Below are 16,157 nucleotides of genomic sequence, written 5' to 3' on the forward strand. Positions count from 1 at the left end.
CCAAAATGTGCGGTAAAGGTGCCATTTGCATTATGATCTACACATTCAAGAACCGGTCTAACAGGTTCCGTCAAATTAGCAAAGCACGAGCCATTCCAACTTACATTTGCTACAAATTCGCCATACCCTGGCCCATCACCACTTGAATTACAACCGGACTTTATCCAAATACCAATTATTTCTTTGTTTGCATTATCACCTGTTCCCTGGAAACTCTTGGTTTTACCACTCAAGTCATCAAACTTCTGAGTTGATTCATCACAAAACTTTAAAACAACATTTGATAGGTCTTTTGTTGAGCTGGCCGTAACGCTCAAACTAGATGCATTGAAGGTAGCACTTACTTCAGGTAAACAGTTGCTTTTCGCTCCAATAGAGAAAGTACTCAAAAGGAGGGTCCAGATAATAAATTTATTTATAAAGCCAGTCGTTTTCATAGTTCTAAAACTTACGTAATGCAATCAGTGCAAAAATACAATTATTTGGTAGCTAAATGATAATAATGGGTTGAAATAAGTAAAGTTAATACACCTAAACTGTAGAAAGTAACCCAAAACATTACATCATAATTTGAACGATTATTTAGAAGATGAATTAATAATAGAAAATGAATAAAACGTGATATTATATATCTTTGCGCCTTCAAATTAATTAATGATTCATTATGCAACTGAGTGAACAGGAAAAGGTAAGAAGAGAAGCTAAGGAAAAAATGGAAGAATTAGGTATTAATCCATATCCTTCAGAGCCTTATGAGGTGAATGTTTCTGCGAAAGAAATTCTCGAAAATTACGAACGTAGAAAGATCGACTACAAAAATATCTCAATTGCTGGTAGAATAATGAGTCGTAGAATTATGGGTTCGGCTTCATTTGCTGAAATCCAGGATTCAACTGATCGAATTCAGATTTATATACGAAGAGATGATATTTGCCCGGACGAGGATAAAACACTTTATAATACTGTATTTAAAAAACTGCTCGATATAGGTGATATTATTGGCATTAAAGGCTATGTGTTCACTACTCAAACAGGGGAAATTTCTATTCATGTTACTTCTTTAAAGGTTCTGTCTAAATCTTTACGACCATTACCAATTGTTAAAGAAACGGAAGATGAGCAAGGCAACATTGTAAAGCACGATGCTTTTGCAGATCCTGAGTTAAGATACAGACAACGATATGTCGATCTAATAGTAAATGATCATATAAAAGATACCTTCATTAAGCGAACCAGGTTGGTTAATTCAATGCGCGAGTATTTAAATGAAAAAGGCTATCTGGAAGTAGAAACTCCCATATTACAGCCACTTTACGGAGGTGCAGCGGCCAAGCCGTTTAAAACGCATCATAATAGCTTGGATATGACATTATATCTGAGAATTGCCAATGAGCTTTATCTTAAAAGGTTAATCGTAGGTGGGTTTGATGGTGTATACGAATTTTCAAAAGACTTCAGAAACGAAGGAATGTCAAGATTCCATAATCCGGAGTTTACTCAGGTTGAGTTATATGTCGCTTATAAAGATTATAACTGGATGATGGATTTGGTTGAAGAGATGATTGAGAAAGTGGCACTTGACATTCATGGCACTACGGAAGTTCAAGTAGGTAAGAATGTAATTGACTTTAAGAGGCCTTGGAAAAGGTTTACCATGTTTGAAGCCATCGAGCATTTCACTGGAATAGATATTTCTGAGATGAATGAAGAAGAGCTACGTAAAACAGCAAAAGAGCTGAAAGTACCGGTTGATGAAACTATGGGTAAGGGTAAGTTAATTGATGAAATTTTTGGGGAGAAATGTGAAGGCCAGCTTATTCAACCAACTTTTATTACTGATTATCCAGTGGAAATGTCTCCATTAGCCAAAAAGCATAGAACCAAAGAAGGTTTGGTGGAGAGATTTGAAGCAATAGCTAATGGAAAAGAAATATGTAACTCATTCTCTGAATTAAATGATCCTATAGATCAAAGACAGCGCTTTCAGGAGCAATTGGAGCTTGGTAAACGAGGAGATGAAGAAGCTATGACTTTGGACGAAGATTTCTTACGAGCTCTTGAATATGGAATGCCTCCAACTGCAGGATTAGGAGTAGGAATAGATCGATTAAGTATGATAATGACTAACTCCAATTCCATTCAGGATGTACTATTTTTTCCTCAGATGAAACCGGAGAGGAAGCCAGTAAAAGCGACAGATGAGGATTTTAAAAAGTTAGGAATTAGAGAAGATTTGTTGCCCATTATTCATAAAATGGAGATTACAGCTACTAAACAGATAAGAGAAGCAAACCCAAATAAGCTTTTTAATGATATCTGTGGAATGCGTAAGAAGATGAAATTGGAGATTGAAAACCCAACCATTGATGAGGTAAAAGGATGGCAGAAGTAATGATTTAACGATCAAAGAAACTTCTGTTTCTATCTATTTTCAGGTCTTGTAATAAAGAAGATTTCACGTGGATTGAGAAACTATAGCTTTGGAATCTGCCAAATGGTGTCCAGTTGAAATCCATTTGCCAACAGTGTAAGTCCCTTGTAATTCCAAGCCTTGTAGTTGTGAAGTCTTTATTTTCAAAATCATAACCAGAGTTAAAAGTTAGTTTCCACTTTTCTGTTAGTGAGAAATCACCTGAAAAACGAAGTGATTGTGTAGTGTTGGAGTCTTCAAATCCTCTTTGGCTAAAACTTAAACTGTAGTTTAGCCTCAAGCTCCACGGAATATTAAAGTCAACATACGCATCAGGGTTATCCAAAAGAAAGTCTTTATCTTCTTGATTTAAATCCGAATTCTGAATGGCATTATTAGTGGTATTTTCTTTATTTCTTGCCTTAGGGTTTAAATTAGTACTTATCGCAATAGTTGCCTGCGTTAACTGACCTAAGCCATCGCCATTATTCCATGCATACCTGTCTATCCTGCGTTGGAAAACATTCTTACGTCCCCTTGCATCGAAATTGATACTATCCAAAATGTATACATAAGGGTCAATAGTTCCGTTGAAGTTTATATTAAATTTATTGTTAAATATCGATGTGTTGGCTCTGATACCAATGTTTGCTAATTGGAATTCTTCGGCAACAAGATTATAACTGGTGCTAAACCCAAAATTATTTAAGAGAGGAACCTTTTTCGAGGTAACTTCGGCTGAATCAGATTTAGCCTTCACTTTCATTTCAAGAGTATTGTTTACTGAAAAGCCAACAGATGCATTTTCACCTTCACGAGGGCTACCGTATACAAAGCCCTGATATCTGGATTGAAGTAGTTCATCACCATTTTCAGTTTCTAAACGCTGGAAATAGCCGTACCTGTCATCGCTGAAATCTGGGGTATAGTTAAATGATATATTAGGGTTCATCACATGCCTGATGGCCTCAATATTTCCTTTTTTAAAGAAGTAGGTTCCGTAGAGTCTAGTATTGAAACTTGTTCCTACACTATAGGTTGAAATTCTGTTAAATCCGTTTAACGTGTCTACTACCACTGCACGATTTTGATTGGCCGTGTCTAAATCCCATATCAAGCTTTCGAAATACCAGGTTTCCTCATAGTTTAAAGACGGGCTCGCTGTTAAGTGTTTCAACATTTTAAAAGATGTGCTTAAAGGAATAGTATGTCTTACACCATTTTTAGCATTTTTAAAGAAGGTACCCAGGTTGTCAAAATCGAAAGGAGCGATACTATCTTGGGCATCATCAGCCCCAATACGACCAACATTGTTTGTTATTTGATTTGTACCAGCCATAGTATAGCGCAAGTTCAGCTTTTCCATCCAGCCTGGGCCTGTGCCTGTTTCACTGGCCAAAGGATAAACGTTACCCATATTTAATGTGAGTGAGGGCAGCTGCAAATCAACTTCCCTGGTCTGAATATCCTGATTGTGCCTGGCGCTTATACCCAGTGTGAACGGGCTGTTGCCAAAGGTCTTTGAATAAGCCACATTAGAGCTTAACTGCCGTGTTACGTTGTCAAAACGATTGCTATTTGCATCGCCATTTACACCTATAAAGTTATTTTGGTTGTAGGTAGAAGTTGCTGCATTTACACTGGCACTAAATCGGCTATTACCTTTACTTTCCGGATTATGCGACCAGGTGAGCCTAAAATCATTTTGATTAGATTCGTCTTCTATACGATCACTCAGGCGGATTTTTGTGTAGGCAAAATTGAGATTTCCATTAAACGAATAGCGCTTCTTGTAAACAGAGTTATAGTTTATGCCGTGGCCACCTTTGGAATATAAATCACCTGTCAGGGTAGCCTTGAAATAGTCGCTTACATCAAAGAAATACCCACCACCCCTAATAAAAAAACCTCTTCTACTTTCTTCGCCATAGGAAGGTATGATAACACCTGATGACGCTTCATTTTTTGCTGGAAACATCCCAAATGGCAACCATAAAGGTGTAGGTACATCATTAATTTCTAAATTTGCTGGGCCAGAAACTATCTTATCATCTGGTATAGCTTTGGTTCTTTTAGCTCTTATTCTGAAGTGCGGATGAGCTAAGTTGCATGTGGTATAAGAGTTGTCTATACTAAAAAGTTCGTTTTCAGCATTTTTATAAACGGTTTCTCCATGTAAATAACCTTCTCCTTGTTGAGTAACAACTTCAGATATTCTTGCCCTACCCGTTTTAAAATTATAGGTGATGTCCTTGGTTTCATACACCTCACTTCCATTTTTAAATATAGGAAAACCTTTTTTCGTACCCGTTGAGTCTACTTCCCCTTTAGCAGATAACGTATTATTATTGTAGTCTATGGTAATATATTCAGCTTCTAATTCTATGGAGCCATATTTAATTTTTGCATCGCCATATAATTGAACGATTTTAGAGTCTACAGAGAAATTAATTGAATCTTTGGCTGAATATTTGATTGTTGTTTCTATATCTCCTTTTGGAGGGGTTTGAGCGGCAGAGTCTGCAGGGGTTGTTGCAGATAACGAATCTATGGCTAAAACAGTAGAATCGTTATTTAATAAGGAGTCATTATTTACCGGGATTTCGTTTAAATCTCCCGGTTTAATAGTAAGTTCATTTTCAGGATTTTGACTTAAACCCGAAAATGTGCAAAAAATAAAATATAAAAAGAGAAGGCAAAACTTCACGGGAATGAAACAATTCAATTTGTATGGCCTACTTTTCGGATTTAATGAAAATTTTACAATTTTGTGTAAAGTTATTGTAATAACACTGAAGAAGCGAAAGAATGTGAAGAATATTGCCATTGTAGCCGTTCTCTTAGCAATAACCTTGCTAACTTCATCAACCTCTCTCAGAAAGTCTGACTTTAAAATCAAAACTGTTGTTATTGATGCAGGGCATGGCGGTCATGATCCAGGTACTCATGGTCAATTTAGTGAAGAAAAAGATATTGCGTTAGAAGTGTCTCTGAAGGTTGGGGGTTACATTAAAGAATATTTGCCAGATGTTAATGTAATTTATACAAGAGATGCCGATAAGTTTATTGAATTAGAACAACGAGCTAATATTGCCAATAAAAATAATGCCGATGTGTTCATTTCAATTCATGCAAATGCAGTATCAAAAAACACCATTTATGGTACAGAAACCTATGTGATGGGTGCACACAAAACCCAAGGAAATTTTGAGGTTGCCAAAAGAGAGAATAGTGTTATACTTTATGAGGACGGCTACGAAGAAAAATATGAGGGGTTTGACCCTAACTCGCCAGAATCACAAATTTTGTTTTCACTAAGCCAAAGTGCATATATAGAAAATAGCTTATACTTAGCGAGTAAAATAGAAGAACAATTTGGCAAAAGAGCGGGCAGGCATAGCCGCGGAGTAAAGCAGGCTGGTTTCTGGGTACTCTGGCGAACAGCCATGCCAAGTGTATTAGTAGAAATAGGTTATCTTACTAACCCAAAAGAAGAGCAGGAATTAAATAGTGAATCAGTTCAGGGTAATATAGCTTCAGGAATATTTCGTGCTTTCCGAGACTATAAAAATGAAATAGAATCCTTAAACTAGCAAAGTGAAAATATCCAAAGAATTTAAGGTAGGCGTTTTTATGGTTGCAGGTATTAGTATTTTATACCTGGGTTTTAATTATTTGAAAGGGCAGGACTTCTTTTCTTCCAATGATAAATACTATGCCATTTATGCAAATATCGATGGTTTGAATGTCTCTAACCCCATTATGATCAATGGTTTTACTGTTGGTCGGGTAAGTAAAATCACACTATTACAAAAAGACAATGATAAAGTACTCGTAGAAATGGATATTCGTGGCGAGATCGTTATTGGCGATTCTACTATAGCTGTTTTGAATAGCGATTTTTTGGGTAACAAATCCATATCATTAAGAGGTGGAAATATAGGTGTTCCATTACAAAGTGGAGACACATTACAATCTCAACTTGACAAAGGAATTGCAGATATTTTGGCTGAGAGTGCCCAGCCCGTAGCTAATAACCTAGAGGCAACTATCAAGAAAATTAATGCTATATTGGATAATCTACAAGGTAACGGGGAGAGAGTAAATGAAATGATGGAAGAATTGGCAAAAAGTCCAAGAATTCTAAATGCTTCCATTTATGAGCTTAGAAAAAATGCCATAGAAATGATGGCTACTTACGACCAGGTAGGTAAGGAATTGAATACTACACTTAAAAGCACAAAACCAGCAATTAGAAATTTTACGGCTTTCTCTGACTCGCTTAAGCAAATGGAGCTTCAAACTACTGTAGCCAGAGCAAATCAGGCACTTGCAGATTTGAGTTCTGCGATAGAGCATTTTTCTAAAAATGAAGGCACACTAGGTAAACTTATTAATGATGACTCACTCTATCTAAATCTGAATAGTGCAGTGCAAAGTCTGGACAAACTATTAATACATATTGATACCAACCCCAAACATTTTTTCTCGCCATTAGGAAAAAGCAAGGAGAAAATTGAGAAGGAGCGAAGGAAAGAAGCAAGAAAAGGAAATTAATTCCAGCCAAACGCTATATTCGTTAACTATACAAGTCACTGCACCATTCAGTGTAGCTTAATTATCCCTTTTACTTAATTATTCCTCTTATAATCTTTAAAATTGTGGCAGTGAACTTACAAACGTTTGTAAGCTATTATTTTAAAGAATTATAATCTACTTATGGATATAGAATTCAACAAGAATGAGGATAACCTTAAGCAACTCATTTATCAGTTAAAAACTAAATCAGACAAAACCAAACTTGGTGGTGGTGAAAAGAAAATAGCTTCTCAGCATGAAAAGGGAAAACTAACGGCCAGAGAAAGGATCGAATACTTGACTGATAAAGATTCGGAATTTCTTGAAATTGGCCTTTTCGCAGGAGAAGGTATGTATCAAGAAGTGGGTGGTTGTCCGTCCGGAGGTGTTGTAACGGGTATTGGATATGTTCAGGGCAGACAATGTGTAATTGTTGCCAACGATGCTACTGTAAAGGCAGGGGCATGGTTTCCTATCACAGCTAAAAAGAATTTACGTGCGCAGGAAGTAGCCATGGAAAACAGGCTTCCTATTATCTACCTTGTGGATAGTGCTGGTGTGTTTTTGCCGATGCAAAATGAAATATTTCCAGATAAAGAGCATTTTGGAAGGCAGTTCAGAAATAACGCAAAAATGTCTGCTTTGGGTATTGTACAAATTGCAGCTGTAATGGGTAGCTGTGTGGCTGGTGGTGCTTATCTACCAATCATGTCTGATGAAGCGATGATTGTGGATAAAACTGGTTCAATATTCTTGGCAGGTTCATACCTGGTTAAATCAGCCATTGGTGAGAGTATTGATAATGAGACACTGGGTGGTGCTTCAACTCATTGCGAAATTTCAGGAGTAACGGATAACAAGTTCGATAACGATGAGGCTTGTCTTGATTATATAAGATCAATTTTTAACAAAATCGGAGCATATGAAAAAGCTGGTTTTGATAGAGCCAAATCTGAGGAACCATCTGAAAGTATAGATGGATTATTAGGTATTATTCCTCAAGACAGAGTAAAACCATACGATGTAAAAGATGTAATAAAAAGGCTGGTTGATAAATCAGAATTTGATGAGTACAAGGCTCTTTATGGAAAAACCATTGTCTGTGGCTATGGTAGAATCGATGGTTGGGCTGTAGGCATTGTGGCAAACCAGCGAAAAGTGGTAAAGAGCAAAAAAGGCGAAATGCAGATGGGTGGCGTAATTTATTCAGATTCTGCAGATAAAGCAGCACGCTTTATTATGAATTGCAATCAGCGAAAAATTCCATTGGTATTTTTGCAAGACGTAAGTGGTTTTATGGTGGGAAGCAAAGCAGAGCATGGGGGCATTATTAAAGATGGAGCCAAAATGGTAAATGCCATGGCGAACTCTACTGTTCCGAAATTTACTATCATGATGGGAAATTCGTATGGTGCCGGTAATTATGCCATGTGCGGAAAAGCGTATGACCCACGATTAATTTACGCATGGCCAACAGCACAAATAGCAGTAATGAGCGGGGCTTCGGCAGCTAAAACTCTGCTTCAGATAAAGGTAGCAACTCTTAAGGCAAAGGGAGAAGAAATTACTCCTGAAGCGGAAGAAAAGCTTTTGAAGGAAATTACTGATAAATACAATGAGGAGCTAAGTCCATATTACGCTGCCTCAAGATTGTGGGTAGATGGAATTATTGATCCCAGGGAAACAAGAAAAGTAATTTCAATGGGTATAGAGGTGGCAGATCATGCTCCGGTGGAGAAGTTTAATGTTGGAGTAATTCAAACATAAGTAATGATTGAATGATATTATAAATAATAACACTGTGGAAATTAGCAAGTCTGAATTCATTGAAATGATGAAAGTAAAAACTAAACAAATTGGTTTAGGAGCAATATCAATTTCGAGAAGAACTACTAAAAATGATGAACCAAGAATTGTGCTTAGATAGTTGGTCAGGTCCGCATTATCTGTAGGTGCAAATTACAGGGCTACATGCAGAGCTAGGTCAAAAGCAGAATTTTTTGCTAAATTGAGTATAACTGTTGAAGAGGCAGACGAAGTTGAGTATTGGATAGAAATATTAGAAGAAGCTAAAATGATTAATTTCGATGTGAGCAACTACAAGGGTGAAGTTTCGGAAGCTTTATCAATTCTATCAAAAGCTAGGAAAAATACGAAATGAGACAAATTCAATCATTCAAAATTCATTCAATCTAAATTGAACATGAAGGATAGCGAATTTAAAGCACTGGTATCATTACTTGATGATGAAGACTCTCAGATAATTAATCATGTAGAGGATAAAATCAAATCATTAGGGCAAGAAATAATTCCTTACTTAGAAACCGAATGGGAAAGTAATTTAAACCCTTCTGTTCAAAGAAGGATTGAAGATTTAATTCATGTGCTTCAGTTTGAATTGCTGCAAGAAAGGCTTACAGAATGGTATGAAACGGATTCTGAAGATTTACTAAAAGGCCTTTGGCTTATAGCTACATACCAGTACCCAGACCTTGAGTTTGTGAAGTTAAAACAGGATTTAGAGCAAATTTATTATGAAGCCTGGTTGGAGTTTAAACCCGATGCCCACCCGATAGATCAGGTGAAACTGTTGAACAGTGTTTTATTCAATAAATTGAAGTTTGGGGCGAATACCAAGAATTTTCACTCTCCAGGCAACTCAATGATTAACGTGGTGCTAGATTCCAAGAAAGGCAACCCAATAAGCCTGTGTGCCATTTATATGTTGGTGGCACAGCGATTGAAAATGCCAGTCTATGGCGTGAATCTACCCAACTTGTTTATTCTAACTTATAAAGACGAACAGCATCATCAATTTTATATCAACGTTTTCAATCGTGGGTTGATATTTTCAAGAGATGACATTGATAATTATATTGCTGAATTACGGATGAATCCTCAGGAAAACTTCTTCCAGCCATGTGATAATGTAGATATTGTGAGGCGTTCATTGAGAAACCTCATGAATTCATTTGAAAAAATTGGTGAGCACTCTAAAACCGAAGAAGTCAAATTATTGCTACAGGCGATAGCGGGAGGAGATGTAAGCGATTTAATTTAAGCTACCTGATCATACAACCAATGGGCCTTGTAGAATTAGCTACGGCAGATTTTCCAGCTAATAAATTCTCAATATTCTTCTTCAAATATTGATCTTTTACATCATTGGCTACCTGCGGATTATTGTCAATTGCGCCTTTATAAAATACTTTAAATGCGCCCGCTACTGGCTTAAGTAAAAATACCTCTGGACTTTTGCGCGCACCAAACTGTTTACTTATAGCGCCATCTTTATCTGCCAAATAAGGAACAGATAAACCCCAGGTTTTAATCTTATTTTTCATTTGTTCAGCGGTTTCTTTGTCATCAGTCATGCTGTTTACCAACACAAAATGAATTTGATCTCCATAATCTGAAACTAGTTGAGTAATTCTACCTTCATAATAAACGGAGTAAGGACATACATTACTTGTGAATATTATGGCTACACCACTTTTTGAGGATAGATTTTTTAAAGATAATGCTTTCCCATCCTGTACATTTAGAGCAGTAAAATCGGTTATAGTTTGCGCAAATGCCTGACTGGAAAATAGAATTAATATGCTTAAAATGTATTTCATCATCAGTTTAGGTTAAAAACAAGAACATATTCAGGTGTTACCCTATATTGTAATTTAACCTTTTTTTTGTACTCATTCACACGAATGTTTCCAGTAATCGTGCCATCCTTCTGTAAGTTAAAAGGCTCAATACTCATATGCTCATTAAAAATTAAGCCTCTTTTGGAGTAGATTTTATACATGGCTTCCTTTGCACTCCATAGAATACAAAGTTTTATAATATCGCCATCAGCATCTTTCAACTCACTCTTAGAGAGAAACTTATGCGCTATTTTTAACAGCTTCTCTTTGGGTTGTTCTAAGTCTATACCTACATCAACCTTGGCATCATAAATTACTGCTACATAAGGATAAGAATGAGTAATAGATATTTCACTATTTAAACCAATAATAAATGGCTTTCCATGTTCATTCTTACCTAAACCATTAAAAGGAAAAGCGAGGTATTTAGCCAGGGCCTGTAAACTAGCTCTTGCCGCCAATAATTCTAACTTCTTCGCTTCAATTTTTACTTTTAAAAGCTTTTGTTGCAGATCATTGCTATTATCCACCAAATGAAGCAGCTCACTTTCAGTTTCACGAATATGCCATATCACAAGGTGTCTGGATGGAGTAATTTCTTCGATTTTTACTAGAGGCATTGGTATAGTAGCTCAGATCGTGCTTATTTGCTTAAAATTACCAAATTAGTCAAAATCAGGTTATGAGTAAGGTTGTGGTCAATAAATTAGATTCTTATAAAGGCCATAATGATGCAGTATACACCTTAGAAGGCTTCTCTTCCAATAATATTTTCTTTTCTGCCGCTGGCGATGGAATGGTGGTACAATGGAATCTTGCAGAACCAGATAATGGAAAACTCATCGCCAAATTACCCAATTCTATTTATGGATTACATTATTTGGAAAAGGCCAATGTGCTGGCTATAGGGCATAATTACGAAGGTGTACATTTTATAGATCTAGATGGAAAGGCAGAACGAGCATCACTTAAATTCTTAGAATCAGCCATATTTGATATAAAATCATATCAAAATAAGCTATATGTTGGAGGAGGCGATGGAACGCTTTATGTACTTTCCTTAACACCTTTAAAGTTGATCGATAAGATTTCTGTTGCAGAAAAAAGTGTAAGAACTATATCAATAAACAAAGAAAGACAAGAAATAGCCGTTGGCACTAGTGATAACGCCATTAAGATCTTCGATTTAGAAAGTCACTCAGAAAAATACACCCTCGATACAGCGCATGATAACAGTGTTTTTACCCTAAAATACAGTCCTGATAACAAACTGCTGCTGAGTGCAGGAAGAGACGCCCACTTGAAAATTTGGGATGTAAATGCAGGCTATATGTTGTTGGAAGATATCGTTGCGCACATGTATGCTATAAATAATATTGCATTTAGCCCAGATGGGAAACATTTTGTAACTTGTAGCATGGATAAATCGATAAAAGTATGGGATGCGGAACGATTTAAGCTACTGAAGGTTATTGATAAAGCAAGGCATGCCGGCCATGGTACGTCAGTAAATAAACTGCTTTGGACAAGTCATAACGATTTGTTGGTAAGTGCCAGTGACGATCGGACAATATCGATTTGGAATTTGGAGTTATAGATTATAGTTGGATAGCAATATAGAAACATGAAAATTACGCCATTAGAAATTCGCCAAAAGACGTTTGAAAAGGCATTTAGAGGCCTCGATAAAGATGAAGTTATGGCGTTTTTAGCAACACTCTCAACCGAATGGGAGAAAATGCAGGACGAAAATAAAGAGCTGAAAATTAAGCTTGAGTCATCAGAAAAGGAAGTTGAGAAATTACGCGAGGTAGAGAATTCGCTCTTTAAAACTTTGAAAACAGCTGAAGACACAGGCGCCAGCATGATAGATCAGGCCACTAAAGCTGCTCAACTTCATATGAAGGAAACGGAAATGAAAGCCGAGGCGCTAATGAATGAGGCAAAATCGAAAGCCAAAGATATGCTGGAAGAGGCAGAGGTGAAGTCGAAAAACGCGGTGGATGACATGGAAGACAGGCTCCGTACAATGGCCCAAATTTATAGAAACCTGGAAAATGTGAAGGAAGACCTTCTTTCAGATATAAAAACGTTTGCTACCGAGGCTATTGAGAAGGCTAATCGGGTAAAGGCACAACTCAAGCAAATTGATATTGATGAGGAGTTAATGAAAGTGAAAAGAGACAGCAAATCAGTTAATAAGAAGCTTACCCTGGATTTTGATACAAAATTGGAAAACACAGAGCCTCCTGTACCTAAGGAACTGAAGGTTGATTTGCCTGAGCCAGAAAATAAGGAAAAGAAGGAGGAATCAAAGCCGGTGGAAGCACCTTCTTCCAATAGTTCAGATAACTCATTCTTTGACGATTTTGAGTAATGGGTAAGATAACGCTCGAAGGCCTGGCTTTCTATTCCTATCACGGCTATCATGAGGTTGAAAGAGAGAAAGGCAATCATTTTGAACTTAATATTACTGTAGACACCGATTTTAATGATGCAGCCGAAAATGATGATTTAACACAGACGGTAGATTACGAAAAACTGTATGCCATCGCCAAAGAAGAAATGGCCAACACGTCTAAGTTATTGGAGCATGTTGTAAATAATATCGGTAAGCGAATATTAGTGGAAGATGGCGTAAAAGAAGTGGAGGTGAGTCTTTCTAAATTTAATCCACCTATTAATGGCGAGTGCAAAAGAGCAACTGTATCTCTTACTTTAAAAAATTAGCTGTTTGCTACGGCTACCTTTACTAAGCTTTAAAAGATTTGTTAGGTTGAAATACTAGCGTTAAACTTAAGCTGGCTGCTTCTTCACAAAAGTAAAACCTCGTGCATCTGCACCTTCATGAAAATCAACTTCTAAATCGAGCAGATACATAGTATGTTTCTTTTCAACCAGCACAGGTACACCCGCCACGTTATACTCCAGGTCAGTATCCTTCTTTTTATCGAAGCCCAGCATGTATTCAAAACCTGCACAACCGCCAGAACCTTTTATGCCAATTCTTAAGAGGTAACCTTCTGGAATGTTCTTATTTTCCATGATGTTTTTTATCTCTTCAGCGGCTTTATTGGTAATGGTTACTGGAGTTATTGCTTGCATTTTATCACTGAGTTATAATATTCTCTTGTACTTTGTTAAATTCACCTTCTTAACACAAAAATACGTTATTCGTTAAGCTAAACATATGGAAGCACTAATTGAGTTCGGTAAAATCATTATTCCTGCGGGGTTGGTATTATATGCCATGTATTTGATCGTTAAATCATTTATTAATGCAGAGTTAGATAAAAAAAGGTTGGAGGTAAGAGGTAAAAGTATTGAAACTGTAATGCCCAACAGATTACATGCTTATGAGCGTGTATGCTTGTTTTTAGAACGGATTAGTCCGAATAACCTAATAGTGAGACTTAACAATGGCAATTATACAGCTCGTGAGTTTCAGCAGATATTACTCAATGAAATAAGAGAAGAATACAATCACAATGTTTCGCAGCAGTTGTATATGAGTGAAGATGCCTGGGAGCTGGTGAAATCAGCAAAAGAAGACCTGATTGTTACTATCAATGAGGCGGTATCCAATTTGGATGAGAAAGCTACTGGAGTAGATTTATCGAAGCAGATTTTTGAGAAAACCATGCAGAAGGAACCAGATCCTATACAGCATGCGTTACTTTCGGTGAAACGTGAGATTTGGGAGACTTTTTAAACGTGTAGTATGAAGAATGTAGAAGGAAATAAATTTTTTGAGAATGCGCGAAAGAAAGCAGGTAAACTACTGACTAACAACGAGCGTATGAAACAGCTTTTTAATGTATCGAAAGAGAAGTTGTCAGAAATAGATGTTTCTGCTGTAACTACATCAAAGCTTGCCAACCGTCTTCGTACGCTCATTCGAATGGTAAAAGCTTATAGAAAAGGAGAATACAGAGATATTCAGGTACAGAATATCATCCTAATTGTGGCGGCCATTGTCTACTTTGTTACTCCACTTGATTTGGTTCCGGATTTTATTCCTATCACCGGACTGATCGATGACTTTACAGTTGTACTTTGGGTCTATAATAAACTTCAAGAAGAAATTGATAGGTTCTTAGAGTGGGAAAACAGCCTGCAAGAAGGTTAATTATTGCCATTCAAAATCAAAATTATATTTAATCATGATCGCAGTTATTCAACGAGTATCTGAAGCATCAGTACAAATTAATAATGAAATTAAAGGATCCATCAGTCAAGGGTTGATGATTTTATTGGGCATCGAAGATGCTGATAATCAAGAAGATATTGATTGGTTGAGCAAGAAGGTGGCAAACCTTAGGATCTTTGATGATGAAGAAGGGGTAATGAATAAAAGTGTAATAGATGTAGATGGTAATGTTTTACTCATTAGTCAGTTTACCTTACACGCCAGCACCAAAAAGGGTAATAGGCCTAGTTACTTAAAAGCAGCCAAACCTGATATTGCCATTCCATTGTATGAAAAATTCATACAAACATTGGAGAAGGATGTTTCAAAGGAAATTAATACCGGTGAGTTTGGTGCAGATATGAAAGTTAGTTTAGTGAATGATGGACCAGTAACTATTATTATTGATACTAAAAACAAGCAATAATGACAATCGAAGAAGCTCAGCAAAAGGTAGATGAATGGATTAAAACCATTGGGGTTCGATATTTCAATGAACTAACGAATATGACCATTTTAACCGAAGAGGTAGGTGAGCTTGCCCGAATTATGTCGCGCAGGTATGGGGAGCAATCAGAAAAAGAATCTGATAAGAATAAAGATTTGGGCGATGAAATGGCCGATGTACTTTGGGTATTAATCTGTTTGGCCAATCAAACGGGTGTAGATCTTACAAAAGCATTAGAAAAGAACTTTGAAAAGAAAACGGCCCGCGATGTGGACCGTCATAAGAATAATGATAAACTGAGTTAGGTTCTCTTCCATCTGGTCATTCCGTAGTGCAACGAAGGAATCTTTGCCATGTAGTATGAGTCGCCCCCTGTTTTGGTGGCAAAGATTTCTCCAATTCGCTCTGCTACTTTACGAAATGACTATAAGTTATTAATTACTCATACCTCAAGGTGTCTGTTGGATTAGCCGTTGCTGCTCTCCATGTTTCTGACATAACTGTTGCAGAACCAAGAACTAATAAAATAGCCAGGCTTATTATTACTGGTAAAACACCAATACCGGTTGAATAGGCATTTTGCTGGGCAATCATCACAGAAAAAAGAAAGTATGATATCGGAATCGAAATCAGCGCCCCTATAATCATCAACTTAAAGTAATCTTTTGTCAGTAAATAGGTAATGTTCATTACTGGAGCACCCATCACTTTTCTTATTCCTACTTCTTTCACTCTATTTTGAGTGGTAAAAACCACCATACTCAACAGCCCGAGGCATGATATGGTGATAGCTAAGAAACCAAGAAAGAAGAATATTTTGACCACATTGGTGTAGATATCAAAAGCTTCATCAAGCTCATCTGAGAAAAATTTAGCTTCCAACTTTAATGG

Annotated in this window: 19 protein-coding genes; 13 read left to right on the forward strand and 6 right to left on the reverse strand. The window is 36.8% G+C overall.

What is annotated here, in order from left to right; genetic code table 11:
* A partial coding sequence (locus RLO81_RS03355; RefSeq protein WP_350107224.1) for a hypothetical protein occupies positions 1 to 437 on the reverse strand: 437 nt, incomplete at its 3' end.
* A gap of 227 nt (positions 438 to 664) precedes the next feature.
* Here RLO81_RS03355 and lysS point away from each other — a divergent pair.
* A complete protein-coding gene (gene lysS, locus RLO81_RS03360) occupies positions 665 to 2,392 on the forward strand; it encodes a lysine--tRNA ligase (protein WP_350107227.1) in 1,728 nt (575 codons plus the stop codon).
* A 4-nt stretch (positions 2,393 to 2,396) separates the two neighbouring features.
* On the opposite strand, the gene RLO81_RS03365 is transcribed toward lysS, so the two are convergent.
* Complete coding sequence (locus tag RLO81_RS03365) at positions 2,397 to 5,117, reverse strand: putative LPS assembly protein LptD (RefSeq protein WP_350107229.1); 2,721 nt, start codon at positions 5,115 to 5,117, stop codon at positions 2,397 to 2,399.
* A gap of 4 nt (positions 5,118 to 5,121) precedes the next feature.
* Between RLO81_RS03365 and RLO81_RS03370 the strand changes: the two genes are divergently transcribed.
* The 5 genes from RLO81_RS03370 to RLO81_RS03390 all read left to right on the forward strand — a co-directional run bounded on the left by RLO81_RS03370 (position 5,122) and on the right by RLO81_RS03390 (position 10,049).
* Positions 5,122 to 6,003: an N-acetylmuramoyl-L-alanine amidase family protein gene (locus RLO81_RS03370; RefSeq protein WP_350107232.1), complete on the forward strand. Its 882-nt coding sequence runs from the start codon at positions 5,122 to 5,124 to the stop codon at positions 6,001 to 6,003.
* 4 nt (positions 6,004 to 6,007) lie between these two features.
* The gene (locus RLO81_RS03375; protein WP_350107234.1) at positions 6,008 to 6,967 is read left to right on the forward strand and encodes an MlaD family protein; all 960 of its coding nucleotides are present in this window, start codon (positions 6,008 to 6,010) and stop codon (positions 6,965 to 6,967) included.
* Between the two features lie 162 nt (positions 6,968 to 7,129).
* A complete protein-coding gene (locus RLO81_RS03380) occupies positions 7,130 to 8,755 on the forward strand; it encodes an acyl-CoA carboxylase subunit beta (protein ID WP_350107237.1) in 1,626 nt (541 codons plus the stop codon).
* Between the two features lie 160 nt (positions 8,756 to 8,915).
* The gene (locus RLO81_RS03385; RefSeq protein ID WP_350107240.1) at positions 8,916 to 9,149 is read left to right on the forward strand and encodes a four helix bundle protein; all 234 of its coding nucleotides are present in this window, start codon (positions 8,916 to 8,918) and stop codon (positions 9,147 to 9,149) included.
* A gap of 42 nt (positions 9,150 to 9,191) precedes the next feature.
* The gene (locus tag RLO81_RS03390; protein WP_350107243.1) at positions 9,192 to 10,049 is read left to right on the forward strand and encodes a transglutaminase-like domain-containing protein; all 858 of its coding nucleotides are present in this window, start codon (positions 9,192 to 9,194) and stop codon (positions 10,047 to 10,049) included.
* A gap of 1 nt (position 10,050) precedes the next feature.
* Here the strand turns inward: RLO81_RS03390 and RLO81_RS03395 are convergent, their stop codons facing one another.
* Both RLO81_RS03395 and RLO81_RS03400 read right to left on the reverse strand, forming a co-directional pair.
* A complete protein-coding gene (locus RLO81_RS03395) occupies positions 10,051 to 10,611 on the reverse strand; it encodes a redoxin domain-containing protein (protein WP_350107246.1) in 561 nt (186 codons plus the stop codon).
* Positions 10,611 to 11,249: a 4'-phosphopantetheinyl transferase family protein gene (locus tag RLO81_RS03400; protein WP_350107249.1), complete on the reverse strand. Its 639-nt coding sequence runs from the start codon at positions 11,247 to 11,249 to the stop codon at positions 10,611 to 10,613. The genes RLO81_RS03395 and RLO81_RS03400 overlap by 1 nt, the downstream gene beginning before the upstream one ends.
* A gap of 62 nt (positions 11,250 to 11,311) precedes the next feature.
* On the opposite strand from RLO81_RS03400, the gene RLO81_RS03405 reads away from it, so the two are divergent.
* From RLO81_RS03405 to folB, 3 genes are read left to right on the forward strand one after another with little or no spacing between them, the layout of a single operon-like run.
* Positions 11,312 to 12,226: a WD40 repeat domain-containing protein gene (locus RLO81_RS03405; protein WP_350107252.1), complete on the forward strand. Its 915-nt coding sequence runs from the start codon at positions 11,312 to 11,314 to the stop codon at positions 12,224 to 12,226.
* Positions 12,227 to 12,253: 27 nt separating this feature from the next.
* The gene (locus tag RLO81_RS03410) at positions 12,254 to 13,006 is read left to right on the forward strand and encodes a DivIVA domain-containing protein (protein WP_350107254.1); all 753 of its coding nucleotides are present in this window, start codon (positions 12,254 to 12,256) and stop codon (positions 13,004 to 13,006) included.
* Positions 13,006 to 13,359 (forward strand): dihydroneopterin aldolase, encoded by a 354-nt coding sequence (folB, locus tag RLO81_RS03415; protein ID WP_350107257.1) that lies wholly within the window; start codon positions 13,006 to 13,008, stop codon positions 13,357 to 13,359. The genes RLO81_RS03410 and folB overlap by 1 nt, the downstream gene beginning before the upstream one ends.
* Before the next feature lie 66 nt (positions 13,360 to 13,425).
* Here the strand turns inward: folB and RLO81_RS03420 are convergent, their stop codons facing one another.
* Positions 13,426 to 13,734, reverse strand: a complete 309-nt coding sequence (locus RLO81_RS03420; RefSeq protein WP_350107259.1) for a HesB/IscA family protein — start codon at positions 13,732 to 13,734, stop codon at positions 13,426 to 13,428.
* An 85-nt stretch (positions 13,735 to 13,819) separates the two neighbouring features.
* Here RLO81_RS03420 and RLO81_RS03425 point away from each other — a divergent pair, with 85 nt between their 5' ends.
* Genes RLO81_RS03425 through RLO81_RS03440 form a run of 4 tightly spaced genes read left to right on the forward strand, consistent with a single transcriptional unit; the run spans position 13,820 to position 15,571 of the window.
* On the forward strand, positions 13,820 to 14,341 hold the full coding sequence (locus RLO81_RS03425) for a DUF7935 family protein (RefSeq protein WP_205722243.1): 522 nt from the start codon (positions 13,820 to 13,822) through the stop codon (positions 14,339 to 14,341).
* 9 nt (positions 14,342 to 14,350) lie between these two features.
* A complete protein-coding gene (locus RLO81_RS03430; RefSeq protein WP_350107262.1) occupies positions 14,351 to 14,758 on the forward strand; it encodes a YkvA family protein in 408 nt (135 codons plus the stop codon).
* A gap of 34 nt (positions 14,759 to 14,792) precedes the next feature.
* Positions 14,793 to 15,245, forward strand: coding sequence for a D-aminoacyl-tRNA deacylase (gene dtd / locus RLO81_RS03435; RefSeq protein ID WP_350107265.1), 453 nt, complete (start codon positions 14,793 to 14,795; stop codon positions 15,243 to 15,245).
* Positions 15,245 to 15,571 (forward strand): nucleotide pyrophosphohydrolase, encoded by a 327-nt coding sequence (locus RLO81_RS03440; RefSeq protein WP_350107268.1) that lies wholly within the window; start codon positions 15,245 to 15,247, stop codon positions 15,569 to 15,571. Before dtd ends, RLO81_RS03440 begins: the two co-directional genes overlap by 1 nt.
* Before the next feature lie 133 nt (positions 15,572 to 15,704).
* On the opposite strand, the gene RLO81_RS03445 is transcribed toward RLO81_RS03440, so the two are convergent.
* On the reverse strand, positions 15,705 to 16,157 hold a 453-nt coding region (locus RLO81_RS03445), incomplete at its 5' end, for an ABC transporter permease (protein WP_350107270.1).

The organism is Fulvivirga sp. (assembly GCF_040220315.1).
Lineage (GTDB): Bacteria > Bacteroidota > Bacteroidia > Cytophagales > Cyclobacteriaceae > Fulvivirga.